Annotated in this window: 19 protein-coding genes and 1 tRNA gene; 11 read left to right on the forward strand and 9 right to left on the reverse strand. The window is 67.7% G+C overall.

Features of this window, described 5'->3' with window-relative positions; all coding sequences use genetic code 11:
* Together G3N61_RS11815 and G3N61_RS11820 are read left to right on the forward strand one after the other, a co-directional pair.
* A partial coding sequence (locus G3N61_RS11815) for a glycerate kinase (protein WP_205822473.1) occupies window positions 1–808 on the forward strand: 808 nt, incomplete at its 5' end.
* 62 nt (window positions 809–870) lie between these two features.
* Entirely contained in the window at window positions 871–1320 is a 450-nt protein-coding gene (locus G3N61_RS11820) for a MarR family transcriptional regulator (protein ID WP_043188058.1), read from the forward strand.
* 170 nt (window positions 1321–1490) lie between these two features.
* Here G3N61_RS11820 and G3N61_RS11825 read toward each other — a convergent pair whose 3' ends face one another.
* On the reverse strand, window positions 1491–2489 hold the full coding sequence (locus G3N61_RS11825) for a 2-dehydropantoate 2-reductase (RefSeq protein WP_089450762.1): 999 nt from the start codon (window positions 2487–2489) through the stop codon (window positions 1491–1493).
* Between the two features lie 99 nt (window positions 2490–2588).
* The gene (locus tag G3N61_RS11830) at window positions 2589–3734 is read right to left on the reverse strand and encodes a helix-turn-helix transcriptional regulator (protein WP_205822474.1); all 1146 of its coding nucleotides are present in this window, start codon (window positions 3732–3734) and stop codon (window positions 2589–2591) included.
* 302 nt (window positions 3735–4036) lie between these two features.
* Between G3N61_RS11830 and G3N61_RS11835 the strand changes: the two genes are divergently transcribed.
* From G3N61_RS11835 to G3N61_RS11850, 4 genes are all read left to right on the forward strand, one after another.
* A complete protein-coding gene (locus tag G3N61_RS11835) occupies window positions 4037–5083 on the forward strand; it encodes a porin (protein ID WP_205822475.1) in 1047 nt (348 codons plus the stop codon).
* Between the two features lie 21 nt (window positions 5084–5104).
* Window positions 5105–6313 (forward strand): MFS transporter, encoded by a 1209-nt coding sequence (locus G3N61_RS11840; RefSeq protein WP_205822476.1) that lies wholly within the window; start codon window positions 5105–5107, stop codon window positions 6311–6313.
* Window positions 6314–6329: 16 nt separating this feature from the next.
* Window positions 6330–7439, forward strand: a complete 1110-nt coding sequence (locus G3N61_RS11845; protein WP_205822477.1) for a class II histone deacetylase — start codon at window positions 6330–6332, stop codon at window positions 7437–7439.
* 115 nt (window positions 7440–7554) lie between these two features.
* On the forward strand, window positions 7555–7785 hold the full coding sequence (locus G3N61_RS11850) for a hypothetical protein (RefSeq protein ID WP_043188046.1): 231 nt from the start codon (window positions 7555–7557) through the stop codon (window positions 7783–7785).
* 105 nt (window positions 7786–7890) lie between these two features.
* Here G3N61_RS11850 and G3N61_RS11855 read toward each other — a convergent pair whose 3' ends face one another.
* Window positions 7891–8190: a hypothetical protein gene (locus G3N61_RS11855; protein ID WP_089450768.1), complete on the reverse strand. Its 300-nt coding sequence runs from the start codon at window positions 8188–8190 to the stop codon at window positions 7891–7893.
* Window positions 8191–8383: 193 nt separating this feature from the next.
* Window positions 8384–8470 (reverse strand) — tRNA-Leu (locus G3N61_RS11860).
* A gap of 235 nt (window positions 8471–8705) precedes the next feature.
* Here G3N61_RS11860 and hpnD point away from each other — a divergent pair.
* The gene (gene hpnD / locus G3N61_RS11865) at window positions 8706–9539 is read left to right on the forward strand and encodes a presqualene diphosphate synthase HpnD (RefSeq protein ID WP_043188045.1); all 834 of its coding nucleotides are present in this window, start codon (window positions 8706–8708) and stop codon (window positions 9537–9539) included.
* A 9-nt stretch (window positions 9540–9548) separates the two neighbouring features.
* On the opposite strand, the gene G3N61_RS11870 is transcribed toward hpnD, so the two are convergent.
* The 3 genes from G3N61_RS11870 to G3N61_RS11880 form a co-directional block, all read right to left on the reverse strand.
* Window positions 9549–10757: a DUF1501 domain-containing protein gene (locus G3N61_RS11870; protein WP_089450796.1), complete on the reverse strand. Its 1209-nt coding sequence runs from the start codon at window positions 10755–10757 to the stop codon at window positions 9549–9551.
* A 67-nt stretch (window positions 10758–10824) separates the two neighbouring features.
* The gene (locus tag G3N61_RS11875; protein ID WP_089451015.1) at window positions 10825–12327 is read right to left on the reverse strand and encodes a DUF1800 domain-containing protein; all 1503 of its coding nucleotides are present in this window, start codon (window positions 12325–12327) and stop codon (window positions 10825–10827) included.
* Between the two features lie 132 nt (window positions 12328–12459).
* Complete coding sequence (locus G3N61_RS11880; protein WP_043188040.1) at window positions 12460–12738, reverse strand: hypothetical protein; 279 nt, start codon at window positions 12736–12738, stop codon at window positions 12460–12462.
* A gap of 267 nt (window positions 12739–13005) precedes the next feature.
* Between G3N61_RS11880 and ompR the strand changes: the two genes are divergently transcribed.
* The 4 genes from ompR (at window position 13006) to G3N61_RS11900 (ending at window position 16475) form a co-directional block, all read left to right on the forward strand.
* Complete coding sequence (gene ompR, locus G3N61_RS11885) at window positions 13006–13731, forward strand: two-component system response regulator OmpR (RefSeq protein ID WP_004199523.1); 726 nt, start codon at window positions 13006–13008, stop codon at window positions 13729–13731.
* 40 nt (window positions 13732–13771) lie between these two features.
* Window positions 13772–15133, forward strand: coding sequence for an ATP-binding protein (locus G3N61_RS11890; protein ID WP_043188038.1), 1362 nt, complete (start codon window positions 13772–13774; stop codon window positions 15131–15133).
* A 189-nt stretch (window positions 15134–15322) separates the two neighbouring features.
* Window positions 15323–15871, forward strand: a complete 549-nt coding sequence (locus tag G3N61_RS11895; protein ID WP_043188036.1) for a peroxiredoxin — start codon at window positions 15323–15325, stop codon at window positions 15869–15871.
* Window positions 15872–15947: 76 nt separating this feature from the next.
* On the forward strand, window positions 15948–16475 hold the full coding sequence (locus G3N61_RS11900) for a carboxymuconolactone decarboxylase family protein (protein WP_011352388.1): 528 nt from the start codon (window positions 15948–15950) through the stop codon (window positions 16473–16475).
* Window positions 16476–16606: 131 nt separating this feature from the next.
* Here the strand turns inward: G3N61_RS11900 and ispF are convergent, their stop codons facing one another.
* Both ispF and ispD read right to left on the reverse strand, forming a co-directional pair.
* On the reverse strand, window positions 16607–17092 hold the full coding sequence (ispF, locus tag G3N61_RS11905; RefSeq protein ID WP_043188034.1) for a 2-C-methyl-D-erythritol 2,4-cyclodiphosphate synthase: 486 nt from the start codon (window positions 17090–17092) through the stop codon (window positions 16607–16609).
* Between the two features lie 28 nt (window positions 17093–17120).
* Window positions 17121–17834, reverse strand: a complete 714-nt coding sequence (gene ispD / locus G3N61_RS11910; protein ID WP_043188032.1) for a 2-C-methyl-D-erythritol 4-phosphate cytidylyltransferase — start codon at window positions 17832–17834, stop codon at window positions 17121–17123.
* Window positions 17835–17892: the final 58 nt, after the last annotated feature.

A 17892-nucleotide genomic window follows, 5' to 3' on the forward strand; every position in this document is an offset into this window, starting at 1 on the left:
TCGCAGCACGCGCGGGATGGGCGAGGCGATCCGCACGCTGCTCGACGAAGGCGTGCGCCGCTTCTTCGTCGCGCTCGGCGGCAGCAGCACCAACGACGCGGGCGCCGGGCTGCTCGCCGGCCTCGGCCTGCAGTGCTTCGACGCGGGCGGCCAGCCGGTCGAGCCGGTGCCGTCGCGGCTCGCCGACATCGCACGCATCGACGCGTCGGGGCTCGACCCGCGCCTGAAGGAAACGGAATTCATCGGCATGTCCGACGTCGACAGCCCGCTGACGGGCGCGCACGGCGCGACCGCCGTGTTCGGCCCGCAAAAGGGCGTGACGCCCGAGCAGGTTGCGACCCTCGACGCCGCCCTCGCCCGCTTCGCCGACCTGCTCGAAGCCGTGCTCGACCGCCGTGGCCGCGACCTGCCGGGCGCCGGTGCCGCGGGTGGCCTCGGTTTCGCGCTGCATATGCTCGGTGCGCAGTTCGAAGCGGGCGCCGAAGTGGTCGCGCGGCAGGTCGGCCTCGACGCGGCGCTCGCCGGCGCCGACTGGCTGATCACCGGCGAAGGCCGCTCCGACGTGCAGACGCTGCACGGCAAGGCGCCGTTCATCGCGTGCCGCCACGCGCAGGCCGCGGGCGTGCCCGCGTCGCTGCTGTCCGGCGCGGTCGACCCGGCCGCGCTGCCGCGCCTGTCCGAACATTTTTCCGGCTGCTTCTCGCCGGCTCCCGGGCCGATCACGCTCGACGTCGCGATCCGCGACGCGGCCAATCTGCTCGCGAACGAAGCGGAGCAATTGACGCGCCTGAAATACGGCGCACACTGACCGTTGACCCGAGCGCGCGATACAGGAACAATCGGGCCCGCCCTTTTTCTTCAGGATTCGACATGAAAGGCCGTCAAGCCGGGCTCGATCAGTTTCTGACCTATCGCCTCCACGCGCTCACGAAGCGCTCCGACCGCGGGATCGGCGAGGTGTACCGGCACAAGCTCGACATCTCGCTGCCCGAGGCGCGCGTGATCGCCGCCGTCGGCGCCTTCGGCCCGTTCTCGATCATGGATCTCGCGCGCCACACCAATCTCGACAAAAGCCAGGCGAGCCGGGCGGCCGAGGCGCTGCTGCGCCAGGGGCTGCTCGCGCGCAGTGCGAGCGAGGAGGACGGCCGGATCGTGCTGATCGCGCTGACCGCCGACGGCCGCGCGCTGCATCGCAAGATCATGCCGATCGTGCGCAAGTGGAACGACGGCTTGCTCGCGTGCCTGTCCGACAGCGAACGCCAGACGTTCGAGCGGCTGCTCGACAAGGTCGTCGCACACGCAACCGAGCGGGACGACTGAGCGGCAACGCGGGCACGGCGCCCGCTGCATTGATCCGATGAATTCGACGGGCCGCCCCGGCCGCCTCACCCGCGACGCGGGCGGCCCGCTTTGCGTCACGCGTTGCGTACGGCTAGCGGCCCGCAGCGCCTCGCCTCACCAGCGTTGCGCATGCAGGCGCCCGGCACGCGTTACAGCCCGCTGTTCGTCGCGCGCTGCCGGAGCAGCCCGAGTACCGCGTCGCAATACGGCGTCGGCACACCGAGCTTGCGCCCGAGCTCCGGAAACACGCCGAGGATCGGCCCGATCTCGAGCGCACGCCCCGCTTCGAAATCCTGCAGCATCGACGTCTTGAACGCACCGAGCTTGCGCGTGACCGCGATCCGCTCGGGCCCGCTCATCCCGGTCGACAGGCCGAGCCTCGCGCCGATCGCGGCGGCCTCCTCCATCATCCGTAGCGCGAGATCCTGCGTGAACGGATCGTCGAGCAACTGCTCGGACGTCGACCCCGTCAGCGCGCTGAGCGGATTCATGTTCATGTTGCCCCACAGCTTCGTCCAGATCTCGGCCCGGATCGCGGGCGTCGACTCGACGTCGAAACCGCCCGCCGCGAGCGCTGCGGCGAAGCGCGCAGTAGCGACGTCGAGCCGCGCATCGGGCGCCCCGACGATCAGCCGGTTGCCGCGCCCGCGGCGCACGATGCCCGGCGCGTCGGTACTCGACGAGAGGTGCACGACACACCCGATCGCCTGTGCAGGCGGCAACGCCGCCGATACCGCACCGGCCGGATCGACCGCATCGAGCGGCACGCCGTCCAGCGCGCCTTCGAGCCCGTGCGTGAACCACCACGGCAGCCCGTTCATCGCCGCGACGATCACCGTATCCGGCCCGACCAGCGGTGCAATGCGCGCGGCCAGCGCCGGCAGCGCCTGCGCCTTCAACGCGATCACCACGTAGTCCTGCACGCCGAGCGCGGCCGCATCGTCGCTCGCTCGCACCGGAACCGACGACGTCGCGCCCGCCTCGTCGATCACGCGCACGCCGTGCGTGTTCAGCGCGTCGAGCGTCGCGCCTCGTGCGTACGCGCTCACGGTCATGCCCGCCCGCGACAACGCCGCCGCAAGCAACCCGCCGATCGCGCCAACCCCGACCACCGCCGCGCGCACCGACCCTGAATTCGTGTCGTTCATGATGGAATTCCGTCTCCTGGGAGCTGACGAGCATAACGCTCAATGGTTGCGGGCACAACCATTCGTGCGAGCGCGTGGAACACGCAGCATTCGAGCGATTCAGCGCGGCTCGCCGCCGGCTTCCACCGGCTCGTCGTCGGCCGCGCCGCCCGTCGCGCCGAGCACGCCGGCGATCTGGCTCTTGTCGTGCATGCCGAGCTTGCGATACGCGCAGCGCAAATAGTGGCGCACGGTCGTCGGCGAAATCGCCATCTGTTGCGCGACTTCCTTGTGCGAGCGCCCGGCGCCGTAGTAACGAATCGCCGCGAGCTCGCGCGGGCTCAGGCGGTCGAGCAGCGAGCGCGGCCGCGCCTCGATCTGGAACAGCCCCGCAACCGGCACGCACTGGATCCGCAACGCATCGCCGACGAACGGCTGGCCCGACTGGCGCCGCAGGTGCGCGACGAGCGGCTCCGGCACGCGCGCACCGGCCCATGCCGGCCATTCGGTACGCAACACGTCGTCGAACCCGTGATCGGCGTGGTGGAGCACGCCGAAGTTGTCGCACAGGGCGCGCGCCGCCGGCGCGACCGTATCGCCGCGCTCGCGCGTGAGCTGTGCGGCGCGATTGATCGTCAATGCGGCCGCGAGATGCGGAATCACTTCCTCGAACCGGCGTGCGTCGTCGTCGCTGAACGGCCGATTCAGGCCCTGGCGGTAGATCGACATGAACGTCGTCAGACCGAAACGGCGATCGAGCGTACACACGCACATCAGTTGCGCGAGCCCGTATTTCACGCACCAGTCGCGAAACCGGGCATCGAGCCCCGGTTCGACGACCGACAACCGGACCGCATGGCCGTGCGCGCCGCGCAGCGTGCGGTGCGCGAGCGGGTCGCAATCGCGCACGCGCTTCCAGTCGCGGAAGAACGCGTGCGGCAGACGGTACAGGAAGCTGTTGTGCATCACGGGGCCGGTCGGCACATGGGTCGCGACGCCCGTCCATGCGGCGTCGAACGGAATGAGCGCCTGCAGCAGCGAAAAGAACCGGTATTCGAATTCGCCGATGGCGGACCGGGCCGCAACCGCATACAGGTCCAGCAGCATCAGCCCGAGTTCACGCTGCGATGCGTCGCCGCGCGTGACGCCGTCGAAATCGGCGCGCCGGGACGGCAGCGGCGGCCAGGCGAAGTCGTCGAGCACGATGGCGGCCGGCACGTCGCGCAGCGCATCGAGATCCTGCCCGATATCCGTCGTGATCCTCACCTTCCGCTCCCCTGCCCGATCGGGCTGCTGATGTGCGCAACGACACCGGCCGATTATAGCGATCGGCTTTTTTGACGGGCCACGGCGCCGGAACGGGCGCCAGCCCCATCCATTTGAACGGTGCACCGCACGTTGCTGCTCCGCAGCACACCGCGCCACACCAGCGCGCCGCGTGCATGCCGCGCACCGCGGGTTTTCCGCACCGTTCATCTGGACGACTGTTCGAAGGTTTTCCCGCTGCGGACACTGCGTCGCGACAACACCAACGACAAACCGATGCAGGACGGTATGGAGAACCCCACGTGACGAAACCCCGCTTCATCCGCACGGCCGCAGCCGTCGCGACGCTTGCCGCGTGCAGCGTCGCCGCGCACGCGCAGTCGTCCCTCACGCTGTACGGTGCGCTCGACGCCGGCGTGCAATACCTGACGCATGCCGACGGGCACCACTCGGCCGTGCAACTGCAGAACTACGGCATCCTGCCTTCTCAGATCGGGCTGAAGGGCCACGAGGATCTCGGCGGCGGCTGGCGTGCGCTGTTCAAGCTCGAGCAGGGCCTCAACCTCAACGACGGCACCGCGACCGTGCCCGGCTATGCGTTCTTCCGCGGCGCGTACGTCGGCATCGCGGGGCCCGTCGGCACCGTCACGCTCGGCCGACAGTTCAGCGTGCTGTTCGACAAGACGCTGTTCTACGACCCGCTCTGGTACGCGTCGTACAGCGGCCAGGGCGTCATCGTGCCGATGAACGCGAACTTCATCGACCACTCGGTCAAGTACCAGTCCCCGACGTTCGCCGGCTTCGATGTCGAGGCGCTTGCCGCGACGTCCGGCGTCGCCGGCAATACGCGCGCCGGACGCGTGCTCGAACTCGGCGGCCAGTACACGAGCAACGGCCTGTCGGTCAGCGCGGTGCTGCATCAGGCGCACGGCGATGTATCAGCGGCCGACGACACGTCCGCACGACGTCGCGAACTCGGCACGCTCGCCGCGCGCTATGCGTTCGCCACGCTGCCGCTCACCGTCTATGCAGGCGTCGAACGCCTGACCGGCGACCTCGACGCGGCGCGCACGATCGTCTGGGGCGGTGCGCGCTACCAGATGTCGAGCGAGATCGGCCTGAACGCGGGTGTCTATCACACCGACTCGCGCACGCCGGCGATCGGCCACCCGACGCTGTTCATCGCGAGCACCACGTACGCGCTGTCGAAACGCACCGTCGCGTACGTGAATCTCGGCTACGCGCGCAACAGCGGCCAGAGTTCGCAGACCGTCTACGAATACGACCCGACGCCGCTCGCCGGCGCATCGCAGTTCGGCGCGATGGTCGGCATGTACCACCTGTTCTGAATCCCCACACGAGAGCCCGCCATGAAAACCCTTTCTCCGGATGCCGCACTCCCGCCCGACGGCCGCGCCTCGACCTTCGCGCGCTCGACGCTCGTCGCGCTCGTCGTGTTCGCGGCCATCACGCCGCTGCTGCTGCTCGTGGCGCCCGCCGTCGCCGGCCAGCTCGCGACGCAGCTCGGGCTATCCGCATCGCAGATCGGCACCTACTTCTTCGTCGAACTCGGCGCGTTCAGCCTCGCGACCGTGCCGTCATACCTGTGGCTCGGCCGGATCGACGCACGTCGCGTCGCCGCGTTCGCCATCGCGCTGTTCGGCGCGGGCAACCTGCTGACCGCGCTGTGGATGCCGGGCTTCGTCGCGCTGCTCGCGCTGCGCGCCGTCACCGCGCTCGGCGGCGGCTCGCTGATGGTGCTCTGCATGACGAGCGCCGCGACGAGCGAGAACAGCGATCGCGTGTACGGCCTGTGGGTCGTCGGCCAGTTGATCGCGGGCGCGATCGGCCTGTTCGTGCTGCCGCATGTGTTCGCGGTGTTCGGGCTGCGCGCGCTGTATGTCGCGCTCGCCGTGCTCGCGCTGCTCGCGGCGCCGCTGTCGCGCGGCTTTCCGTCATCGCTGGGCGCGCGCACCACGCCTGCGCAAAACGCGCGCAGCGCTGCGGCCCAAACGCCGCAACGCTTCGTCGTGCTCGCGGTCGGCGCGGTGCTGACGTTCTATCTCGCGATCGGCAGCGTGTGGACGTTCGCAAGCCGTGCCGCGAGCGATGCCGGACTCGATCCGCAGTCGACCGGCAACGTGCTCGCGATCGCTAGCGTGATGGGCATCGCCGGCGCGGCGCTCGCGTCGTGCGCGGGCGGCCGGCTTGCGCGGCGCGCGATGCTGGCGGCCGGTTACGCGCTGCTGGCGGCCTCGCTCGTCGCGCTCGCCGTGATGCGGCACGCCGGCGGCTACAGCGCGGCGATCTTCGCATTCAAGTTCGCGTGGACGTTCGTGCTGCCGTTCATCCTCGCGACCGTCGCGCAGATCGACACATCGGGCCGCCTCGTCGCCACGCTCAACTTCGTGATCGGCGCCGGCCTCGCGGCCGGCCCGCTGCTCGCCGGACTGATGCTCGATGCCGGCGGCACGATGCGCGCGCTGTTCGCGGCCGCGACGGCCGTCGCGATCGTGTCTTTCGCCGCGCTGCGCCACATCGACCGCCGCACGCGCCCTTCCATTTCCCCCCAACCGTGACAGGTCACGCACATCCATGAATCGCACTGCCTTCTTCACCGACGAACGCACTTTCTGGCATACGGGCGGCACGCACGCGCTGTTCTTCCCAGTCGGCGGCTGGGTCCAGCCGCCGTCGAGCGCGGGCTACGCGGAATCGCCCGATTCGAAGCGCCGTTTCCTGTCGCTCGTGCAGGCCTCGGGCCTGGCCGCGCAGCTCGACCTGCGCGGCGCCGCGCCGGCATCGACCACCGATCTGCTGCGCATTCATCCCGCGCACTATCTCGACGCGTTCCGCGCACTCAGCGATGCGAACGGCGGCGACCTCGGCGATCTCGCGCCGTTCGGCAAAGGCAGCTACGAGATCGCCGCGCTATCGGCCGGCCTCGCGATCGCGGCCGTCGATACGGTGCTCGGCGAACGTGCGGCAAACGCGTTCTCGCTGTCGCGGCCGCCCGGCCACCACTGCCTGCGCGATCGCCCGATGGGCTTCTGCCTGCTGGCGAACATCCCGATCGCGATCGAGGCCGCCCGTGCGAAACACGGCATCGAGCGCGTCGCGGTGATCGACTGGGACGTGCATCACGGCAACGGCACGCAGTCGATCTACTACGACGATCCGGACACGCTGACGATCTCGTTGCACCAGGACCGCTGCTTCCCGCCGGGCTACAGCGGCGCGGACGATCGTGGCGAAGGCGCTGGCGTGGGCGCGAACCTGAACGTGCCGCTGCTCGCGGGCAGCGGTGACGATGCGTATCGCTACGCGTTCGAACGGATCGTGCTGCCAGCGCTGGAGCGTTTCCGGCCCGAGCTGATCGTCGTCGCGAGCGGCCTCGACGCGAGCGCGGTCGATCCGCTCGCGCGCATGCAGCTGCATACCGACAGCTACCGGTTCATGACGCGCGCAGTGAAGGAGGCCGCGCAGCGTCATTGCGGCGGGCGGCTCGTCGTCGTTCACGAAGGTGGGTATTCGGAAGCGTACGTGCCGTTTTGCGGGCTCGCGATCGTCGAGGAGCTGGCGGGCATTCGCACCGAGGTCGCCGATCCGATGCTCGACCTCGCGATCGCGCAGCAGCCGGGCGAGCGGTTCGTCACATTCCAGCGCGAACTGATCGACGAACTGGCGGTGTCGTTCGGGTTGTAGTGCGCGCGGGAAGACGCGACGGAGGGCTGGCCTGCGCCGGCCCTCTTGCGCGATCGGAGCGGATGGGGTTTCCTGTGCTTTTATCCCCGTTTCGGCGCGAAGCCGCACTCTTCCGATGAAATCGTCCCCGCACGATAACCATGACGATGCCAAGACGCGCCGCCAGCCTTCGAAGCTCGTCCTGAACATCGCCGCCGTGACGGTCGGCCTCATCACGTTCGCGATCGGCGCGGCGTGGGTGATCTATAGCTGGGTCGTCGATCGCGAAGCGCAGTATTTCGCGATCCCGCTGGTGTTCTCGGTGCCGGTGATCGTGGCAGTCGCGATCCGGAGTTTCTGGGAATAGACGCGTCTGAAATGACGAAGCGCCGCGGGTCAGGCGACGCGCGGCGCTGGGGGGCGAGCTTGTTTCAGATGAAGCTGGAATCCCCGCGGTTCACTTGCTGGCCGGTCACAGGCCCGGGCGCGCACACGGATTGGGGGCTGCGCCCTGATATCCACCCGCGACGACGCCCAGTGCCGCGCCGGCCAGCGACGTGCCGACTGCTTTCAGCACGTTTTCCGTAGAGAACGTCTCGCCGCTCGACATCACGCGCCCCGAGTAAGCAGAGCATGCCGACGGCGACGACGATGCAACCGTCTGCACTGGCCTAGCGCTCCACGCAATGTTCTCGGCAGGCGTATTGGCAAAAGCCGGCGCGGTCAGCATCAGTGCCAGTACGGAAATCGGCATGCGTACGGTGTTTTTCATCGGCGATCCTCGGCGTAATTGTGTTTCTTATATGGGAAGTGAACACGATATTACACGCGGCTCGAGTTCTCGTGCGCGGCTTGTACAGACCCGCGTGCCGTGAAAAGCACCGGCAGCAACAAAAAAGCGCTGCGGTCAATCGACCGACAGCGCTTTTTAGTGAACGGCCCCTGACGGGAGCGCATTCGACTTCTGGTGCGTGAGGCCGGACTCGAACCGGCACACCCTTGCGGGCGTCAGGACCTAAACCTGGTGCGTCTACCAATTTCGCCACTCACGCGCATTTCTGCCGCCTGATCGCACGGCACGCAAGATGCGTTTCCACGCGCCCGGGACATCGCGCCGGCCTGGAACCGGCACGCCCGATCAGGCGAGCGCGAGATTCTACCCGATCCGCGCGGCATTGTCTCGCCCCTGCCGGCACCCGTCGTGCAGCGGTGCTAGAATGCCGCGCTCGACGTTTCGGCACCGCGCCGCCGCGCGTCCCCCGAACCCGCCCCCACACGATTCCGCCCGTGAACTTCGACGACTACTGTCAGCAAAAGGCCGCCCCTGCGGGCTCCAGCGTCTACTACGCGCTGCGCCAAGCGCCGCTCGCCACGCAACCGCGCCTGACCGCCCTGTTCGCGCTGCGCCGCGAACTCGAGGAGACCGTCAAGGAAACCAGCGACCCGACCATCGGACACACGAAGCTCGCGTGGTGGCACAAGGAACTTGCGGCGCTGGCCGACGGGCAGCCGTCGCACCCGGTCACGAAAGCGCTCGCGCAGCATCATCCGGCGATCGCCGCCGAGGCCGACGCATTGCGCACGCTCGTCAACGGTTACGGGATGGATCTCGAACAGGCGCGCTACCTCGATTTCGCGAACCTGCAGCGCTATATCGCGCAGGTCGGCGGCGTCTTCGCGTCGCTGGTCGCGCGCGCCAGCGCCGCGAACCCGGCCGACCCGCAACCGTGGGCCGCGGACGCCGGGCGCGCGCTGATGCTCGCGCAATTCGTCCAGGAACTCGGCAACGACGCGCGCCACGGCCGCATCTACCTGCCGATCGACGAACTGCAGCGCTACAACGTGACCGCGGCCGATCTGCTGAACCGCCGCTACAGCCCGGCCTTCACCGAATTGCTGCAATTCCAGACGGCCCGCGCGCGCGAAGCGCTCGCGGCCGCCGAAGCGGCGATCCCCGCATCCGAACGCCGCGCGCAGCGCACGCTGCGCGCGCAGATCGCACTGACCGGCTCACTGCTCGACGAAATCGAGCGCGACGGCTACCAGGTACTGCACCAGCGCATCGCGCTGACGCCGATCCGCAAGCTGTGGATCGCGTGGCGCGCCGCGCGCCGGCGCTGACCTGACTCCCTACGCCTTCAGCAACGGCAGCGTATCGAAGCGCTGCTGCAGCACGCGCGTCGCGTCGAGCCCCCACCACGGCCCGAGCACGGTCGCGTAGAGCTGGCGGAAATCGACCGCGACCGGCAGGTTGCCGTTGCCGTCGAGCCGCCCGAGCGCGGGTGGCGCACCGTATAGCCCGCCAGCGACGCGGCCGCCCATCACGAAATGCGGCGCGGCCGTGCCGTGATCGGTGCCGTTGCTCTGGTTCTCGCGCACGCGCCGTCCGAATTCCGCATACGTCATCACGAGCGTCTGGTTCCAGCGCCCAAGCTCGATCAACGCACCGCGCATCGCGCTCATCCCTTCCGCGAACTGCTTGAGCAGCGCAGCCTGCTGCCCCGGCTGGTTCTGGTGCGTATCGAAGCCGTTGAGCGTCAGGCGCAGCACCGCGACACCGTCCTGCGCGCCGGGCCCGGACGCTTCGCACGCGGCCAGCACCTGCATCGCGGTCTTGACCGACGTGCCGAACGCGCCGGCCGGAAAGGCCGTCCTGAACTCACGCATCCCGCCGCGCGGGCGCAGCCGGTCGGCCGCCTTCACGATGTCGTTCTCGACATCGATGATGTGGGCGAGCGCGGGGTTCTGTTCACGCAGCGACGACGGCTCGGCGAGCCGGGCCGCACGGATGAACTGCGCGGGATTGACGAGCGCGATCGCACGCGCGCCGTTCGAGAGCGGCCCCATCTCGGCGCTGCCGAGCACGACGCCGTCCGCCGCGAAACCGGGCGGCACGGGCGCCTGCGCGAACGTGCGCGTGAGCCAGCCTTCGTGCAGGTATTGATCCGAGCGCGACGCGGTATCCCAGATCTCGATCGAGCGGAAATGCGACAGGTTCGGCTGCGGATAGCCGACACCCTGCACGACCGCGACCTGCCCGTCGCGCCACAGCGGCATCAGCGGCGCGAGCGAAGGATGCAGCCCCGTGTGCGCATCGAGTTGCAGCACCTGCTCACGCTTGATGCCGATGCTGCGCCGGAACTGGTAGTACAGCGGATCCGCGTACGGCACCACCGTGTTGAGGCCGTCGTTGCCGCCCTTCAGCTCGACGAGGATCAACACGTTCGCATACCCGGCCACTGGCGGCCGCCCGGCCGCGGCCATCGCGGGCGCCTGCCACAGCGACACGCCGGCCGCGGCCGCAGCGCCCGTCAGCGTCAGAAAATCACGTCGGTTCATCGCGCATCCTTTGGTTCGCCGCCCGGCACCTTTGCCGCACCGGCGCCCCGCTTCATCGTCGTTCGAATCATTTCAGTTGATAGGCCGGATCCATCAGCAGCGCCTCGAGATATGCGCTGCCGGTCGAATCCGTGTCGATCGCCGCGACCGGCGACAGTTGCAGCACCGCATGCTGCAACTGAAGCTCGGTCGACAAGCCCGCGATCGCCTGCGGCCGCGCGCGATATTGCGCCAGCCAGCGCTCGAGGTCGAAACGCAGGCCGGCGCGCGCGGGCTTGGCAGGCGCACCGCGCATACCGGCGGCGGACGCCGTATCGACCACCGGCATTGCGTGCGCGCGGGCATTCGTCGGCGGCGCCATCGCATGCGCCGGCGGGTGCATGCCGGCCGTTTCCGTCGCGCGGAACAGTTGCTCGACGAACTGCTTGCGTGCGAGCAGCGTGGTGCTGTTGATCCACAGCGCGCCGCCCGGCCAGCCCTTCACGTTCGGCGGGTAGAACAGGTTCTGCCCGAGCGTGCGCACGGTGTTCGCAAGCATCTGCGGATCGCCGTATGAAACGTCGAACAGCCGTACCGACCCGACGACGAATTCCGCCGGCGATTTGACGAGCACGCCGCGGTTGCGCGGATCCCAGAATGCGTCGGTCGACCACAGCGCGGCGAGCGCCGCGCGAATGTCGTAGCCGCTCGTGCGAAACCGCTCGGCCACCGCATCGAGCGCCGCCGGGTCGGGCGTATCGGACACGAACTCGCGCCACAGCTTGCCGGCGATGAAGCGCGCGGTGCCGGGCCGCTTCAGCAGGATGTCGAGAAAGCCGTCGCCGTCGAACGGCCCCGTTTCGCCGAGGATCGTCTTGTCGCCCGCATCGTGCAAATCCGGCCGCACCTCGAAGCGATAGGTATCGGGATCGACCGTCCAGCCCGTCATCGCACGCGCGGCTTCGGTCACGTCGTACTGCGTGTAATGCCCTTCGCCGAGCGTGAACAGCTCCATCACCTCGCGCGCGAAGTTCTCGTTCGGGCGCCCCTTGCGATTGCTCGCGCCGTCGAGGTACTGCAGCATCGCCGGATCCTTCGCGACCGCGTGCAGCAGCGTGCCGAAGTTGCCGAGCGCCTCGCGGCGAAACAGCGCGTTCTGCGCGGCCATCGTCTGCGGGTAAGGCACCTTGTCCTGCCCCGACGTGAAGTGCCCGTGCCAGAACAGCGTCATGCGCTCGGTCAACGGCGACGGCGTGACGATCATCTCGTTGACCCACGCCGCGCGCAGCGCATCGTACCGAACGTTGCGCTCGCGCTGCTCGTCGCGCCGCATGTCGGGGGTCAGTGCCTGACGCTGCGCGCGCGTCGGCGGCAGTTCGGCGATCCAGTCGGGCCACGTCGTGACGGGGTCGCGGCGCACATTGCCGAGCGTGTCGGCCACGACCTGCGCGCGCGTCATGCCGACGATGCGCGCGACATCGGCGGGTGCGGGAGAAAAGCCGGTACGGCTCAGGAAAAACAACGCATCGTCGGCGTCGAGCGGCGACTGCATAGCGGGCGACGGCGCCGGTGCGGCAGCGTTCGCTTTCATCGTCATGGACTCCCGGAACGCACCGGCGGTGCGGATGCCGGTACAACGGCAATCGGCAGGCGAAAGTTGACGGAAAAATTGCTACGAATCTTTTCCGCGCGAGGTATTTCGCGCACGGCGAAAGACGGCGCGTCAGCGCTTGTACAGCTCGCGAACGGCGTCCTCGATGTGCTGGCGCAAAAGGTGGCGCTCCTCGGGCGTCATGTGCCCGTCGCGGCGGCGCTGTTCGAGATCGGGAGGCACGGCGGAACGGACCGTCATCTCGGCGGTACGGTCGGACTGCGGCGCTTTGCCGCGCGGCAGCTTGCGCGACGATGCGCCCTGCTCGGGGCGCTGCGCATACGCGAAGTTCGACGCATACGGACCGGCAAGTGCGATCGTCAGCATCACTGCAATCCGGGCAGATCGCATGACCGTCCTCGCTTCTTTGGTCGATTTGTTCCCTTCGTCACGCGGCAACCGGCTACCTCTGGTACTTGAAAAACCCTGCGGAATTCGGGTGTGCAAAGATGAAAGATGGAGTGCAGGGGAGTATCTACCGAATTTCGGCTTCGAGTAAAGGAATCTCTATAGCCTGCCTTTACTCCGCGCGACACTACGGGTAAATTTTGTAACCGACTGTAACGCACGAAAATACGTGGCCGTGCGTCAATTCCCATTCGCGATAAGATGCCGATCATGGAAACGAAAAACCCCTCCAAGATTCTCGTCGTCGACGACGACCCGCGCCTGCGCGATCTGCTGCGCCGCTATCTCGGCGAGCAGGGTTTCAATGTCTACGTCGCGGAAAACGCGACCGCAATGAACAAGCTCTGGGTCCGCGAGCGTTTCGACCTGCTCGTGCTCGACCTGATGCTCCCGGGCGAAGACGGCCTGTCGATCTGCCGTCGCCTGCGCGGCAGCAACGACCGCACGCCGATCATCATGCTCACCGCGAAGGGCGAGGATGTGGATCGCATCGTCGGCCTCGAGATGGGCGCCGACGATTACCTGCCGAAGCCATTCAACCCGCGCGAGCTCGTTGCGCGCATTCATGCGGTGCTGCGCCGCCAGGCGCCGGCCGAACTGCCGGGCGCGCCGTCGGAAACCACCGAGGTGTTCGAGTTCGGCGAGTTCTCGCTGAACCTCGCGACGCGCACGCTGACGAAATCCGGCCAGGAAATTCCGCTCACCACCGGCGAATTCTCGGTGCTGAAGGTGTTCGCGCGCCATCCGCGCCAGCCGCTGTCGCGCGAGAAGCTGATGGAACTCGCACGCGGCCGTGAATACGAAGTGTTCGACCGCAGCCTCGACGTGCAGATCTCGCGCCTGCGCAAGCTGATCGAACCGGATCCGGGCAGCCCGCGTTTCATCCAGACCGTCTGGGGCCTCGGCTACGTGTTCATCCCGGACGGCGCGGCCTGATCTTTTTCCTTTCCGGTTTCGCCCGCCCACGGCCCGTCCCATGCGTATCGACCGGCGCCTCCTGCAGCTCGCGTTCGGCGGGCTGTTCTGGCGCACCTTCCTGCTGATCGCGCTGCTGATCTCGGTCAGTCTCGCCGCGTGGTTCCAGAGCTTTCGCGTCATCGAGCGCGAGCCGCGTGCGCAGCGCGTCGCGCTGCAGCTCGTCGCGATCGTGAAGCTCACGCGCACCGCCCTGCTCTATTCCGATCCCGATCTGCGGCGCGCGCTGCTGCAGGATCTCGAGAGCAACGAGGGCGTGCGCGTATACCCACGCGAAAAGACCGACAAGTTCAAGCTGCAGCCCGACGAATCGCTGAACCGCCTGATCGAACACGACATCCGCAGCCGTCTCGGCGACGATACCGTGATCGCGCAGTCGGTCAACGACATTCCCGGCGTCTGGATCAGCTTCAAGATCGACGACGACGATTACTGGGTCGCGCTCGATCGCGACCAGCTCGACAACGTCACCGGCTTGCAGTGGGCCGGCTGGGGGCTATTCGCCCTCGCGTTGTCGCTGTTCGGCTCCGCGTTCATCACAAGCCTGGTGAACCGGCCGTTCTCGCGGCTTGCGCTCGCCGCGCGGCAGATCGGCTCGGGTCAGACACCCGAGCTGCTGCCCGAGCGCGGAATGGGCGTCGCGGCCGATACCAACCGCAGCTTCAACCAGATGGTGCGCGACCTCGAACAGCTCGAGGCCGACCGCGCGCTGATGCTCGCGGGCATCTCGCACGACCTGCGCACGCCGCTCGCGCGGCTGCGGCTCGAAACCGAGATGAGCCCGTCCGACCAGGCGACCAAGGACGCGATGGTCGACGACATCGAACAGATGGATCGCATCATCGCGGCCTTCATCGACTACGCGCGCCCGTCGCAACGCAAACCGGAGCCCGTCGACCTGTCGTCGATCGCGCAGGAAGTCGCCGCACGCGTGTCGGGCGAGGACGGCGTCGAGATCCGCACGAGGCTGGCGCCGAGCGCGGTGATCGAAGCCGACGAGACCGACATGCGCCGCGTGATCGGCAACCTCGTCGAGAACGCGCGCAAGTATGGCCAGAGCAAGCAGGACGGCGTGTCGCGCATCACGCTCGAGACGCGCGTGTCGCACGCGCGCGTCGAGCTGTCGGTAAGCGACGAAGGCCCCGGCATCCCCGAGGATCAACTACCGCTCGTGATGCGGCCGTTCTATCGCGTCGACACCGCGCGCACCAAGGCGGACGGCACGGGCCTCGGGATGGCGATCGTGCTGCGTCTCGTGGGCCGCTATCGCGGCGCGCTGCGCCTGCGCAACCGCAACCCCGAAGCGGGCCTCGAAGTCACGCTCGAATTCCCCGGCGCCGGCAAGGCGCGTGCGACTGCGTGACGCGCTCGCGCACGCTTCTTGCACTGCACACTATCGATCCGGTTGAAAAAAGCTATGAGGGTCGTTAGTCAAAATCTATTGAAGCGACTAACTAATAGTGTTACAGTCTTGCCCATGCTGTCACATCATCGTTGCAGCACCGAGGTAGCTTGACTCAGTCTTCTTCCCAACTCATACAGGAGTATCCGCATGAAAACCGTGGGCGATAAACTCGAAGCTTTCACCGTCGTAGCCGCGAAGCCGGGCTTCAACAATCACGAGGAAAACGGCCAGTCGGCATTCGAGACCGTCACCGAAGCGTCGTTCCCGGGCAAGTGGAAGATCATCTACTTCTATCCGAAGGATTTCACGTTCGTGTGCCCGACGGAAATCGTCGAGTTCGCGAAGCTCACGAAGCAGTTCGAAGAGCGCGATGCCATCCTGCTGGGCGGCAGCTCGGACAACGAATTCGTCAAGCTCGCATGGCGCCGTGAGCACAAGGACCTGAACAAGCTGAACCACTACTCGTTCGGCGACGTCAAGGGCGAGCTGATCGACCAGCTCGGCGTGCGCGACAAGGAAGCCGGCGTGGCCCTGCGTGCAACGTTCATCGTCGATCCGGACAACACGATCCAGCACGTTTCGGTGAACAACCTGAACGTCGGCCGCAGCCCGGAAGAAGTCCTGCGTATTCTGGACGGCCTGCAAACGGACGAACTGTGCCCGTGCAACCGTGCAGTCGGCGGCGCAACGCTGTAAGCGCATCGATGCACGAAGCCCGCGGCGCACGTCCTGCCTGCGGGCTTTTTTAACGGCCAACCCATAGGAGATATCAATGGAATTCATCGACTCGATTAAGGCACGTATTCCCGACTACGCGAAGGACATTCGCCTGAACCTCGACGGCACGATCTCGCGCTCGTCGCTCGAAGGCACCGACGCGGTCGGCGTTGCGCTGGCGGCGGCGATCGCGGCGAAGAGCACGGTGCTCATCAAGACGATCCGCGAAGCCGGCGTGCTGTCGCCCGAAGAGACGAACGCCGTGCTGACGGCGGCCGCGCTGATGGGGATGAACAACACCTGGTATCCGTATGTCGAGATGGCCGACGACGCCGACCTGAAGACGCAGCGCGCCGAGCTGCGGATGGGCGCGTATGCGACCCACGGCGGCGTCGACAAGCGCAAGTTCGAGATGTACGCGCTCGCCGCGTCGATCGTCGGCAAGTGCCACTTCTGCGTGAAGTCGCACTATGCGCTGCTGAAGAACGAGCAAGGGATGACCGTCACGCAGCTGCGCGACGTCGGCCGTATCGCGTCGGTGATCAACGCCGCCGCGCAAGTCATCGCCGCTGAAGGCGAATAAGCGGTTGCACCACCCGGCCGGCAGCCACGCCGGCCCGGTCGCCGCGCCAAACGAAAATGCCACGCATCCGCGTGGCATTTTTCATTTCCGCGACGCGGCGCGCCGGTCGAACCGCACGCCGCGGCCGGGCGTCAGCCGCCCTGCTTCACCAGCAGCGCAGCGGCCTGCGCCTCGATCCCCTCGCCGCGGCCGAGATAGCCGAGCTTCTCGTTGGTCTTCGCCTTCACGTTCACGCGATCGAGCGGCAGCCCGAGATCGGCCGCGATGTTCGCGCGCATCCCGTCGATATGCGGTGCCAGCTTCGGCGCCTGGGCAATCACGGTGCTGTCGACGTTCTGGATCGTGAAGCCGGCCGCCTTGATCCGTGCCACGCATTCGCGCAGCAGCACGCGGCTGTCGGCGCCCTTGAAGGCCGCGTCCGTGTCGGAGAAATGGCGACCGATGTCGCCAAGCGCCGCCGCGCCGAACAGCGCGTCGGTGATCGCGTGCAGCAGCACGTCCGCGTCCGAGTGGCCAAGCAGGCCGCGTTCGTAAGGAATCGTCACGCCGCCGATGATGAGGGGGCGCCCCTCGACGAGCTGGTGCACGTCGTAGCCTTGTCCGATTCTGAAATCCATGCGTGTTCCGATTGAGAGGGGGTAAATGTCAGGAGGCGTTCGCAGGGCGCGCGGCGAGGATCGCCTCCGCGAGCGCGAAATCTTCCGGGTACGTGACCTTGAAATTGCGCAGGCTGCCCTGCACGACGCGCGGCGTATGGCCGGCCCATTCGATCGCGCTCGCCTCGTCGGTCAGGTCGTGCCCTTCCCGCTGCGCGCGCAGGATCGCCTCGCGCAGCATGCCGATGCGGAACATCTGTGGCGTCTGCGCCTGCCACAGCGCGTCGCGCGACTCGGTGCGCGCGATCGCGTCGCCGCCGGCCGGCACGCGCTTGAGCGTATCGGCCACCGGCAGCGCAACGATGCCGCCAACCGGATCGTCCTTCAGCGTCGCGACCAGCGTGCGGATCAGCTCCGGCGTGATGCCCGGGCGCGCGGCGTCGTGCACCAGCACCCAGTCGTGGTCGGTCGCGCCGAACTCGGCCAGCTCCAGCAGCCCGTTCAGCACCGACGCCTGGCGCGAGCCGCCGCCGCAGCGGCGCACCGCGAAGCGCAGCCCCGCGAAGCGGCGCGCGTCGAAATGGGAATCGTCGGGCGAGAGGACGACGAGCGTCTGCGCGAATTCGCTGCACGCGTCGAACGCGGCGAGCGTGTAGTGCAGCAGCGCGCGGCCGGCCAGCGTGCGGTATTGCTTCGGCACGGCCGAACCGGAGCGGCTGCCCGTGCCGGCACAGGGAATCAGGGCGAAAAGTCGGGGAGTCACGAAGGGAAACGCCGGAAAGATGAAATCGAGAAGCGGATTTTATAATAGGTCTTTCGTC

The sequence above is a fragment of the Burkholderia sp. Ac-20349 genome (assembly GCF_017104865.1).
GTDB classification, from domain to species: Bacteria; Pseudomonadota; Gammaproteobacteria; order Burkholderiales; family Burkholderiaceae; genus Burkholderia; species Burkholderia aenigmatica.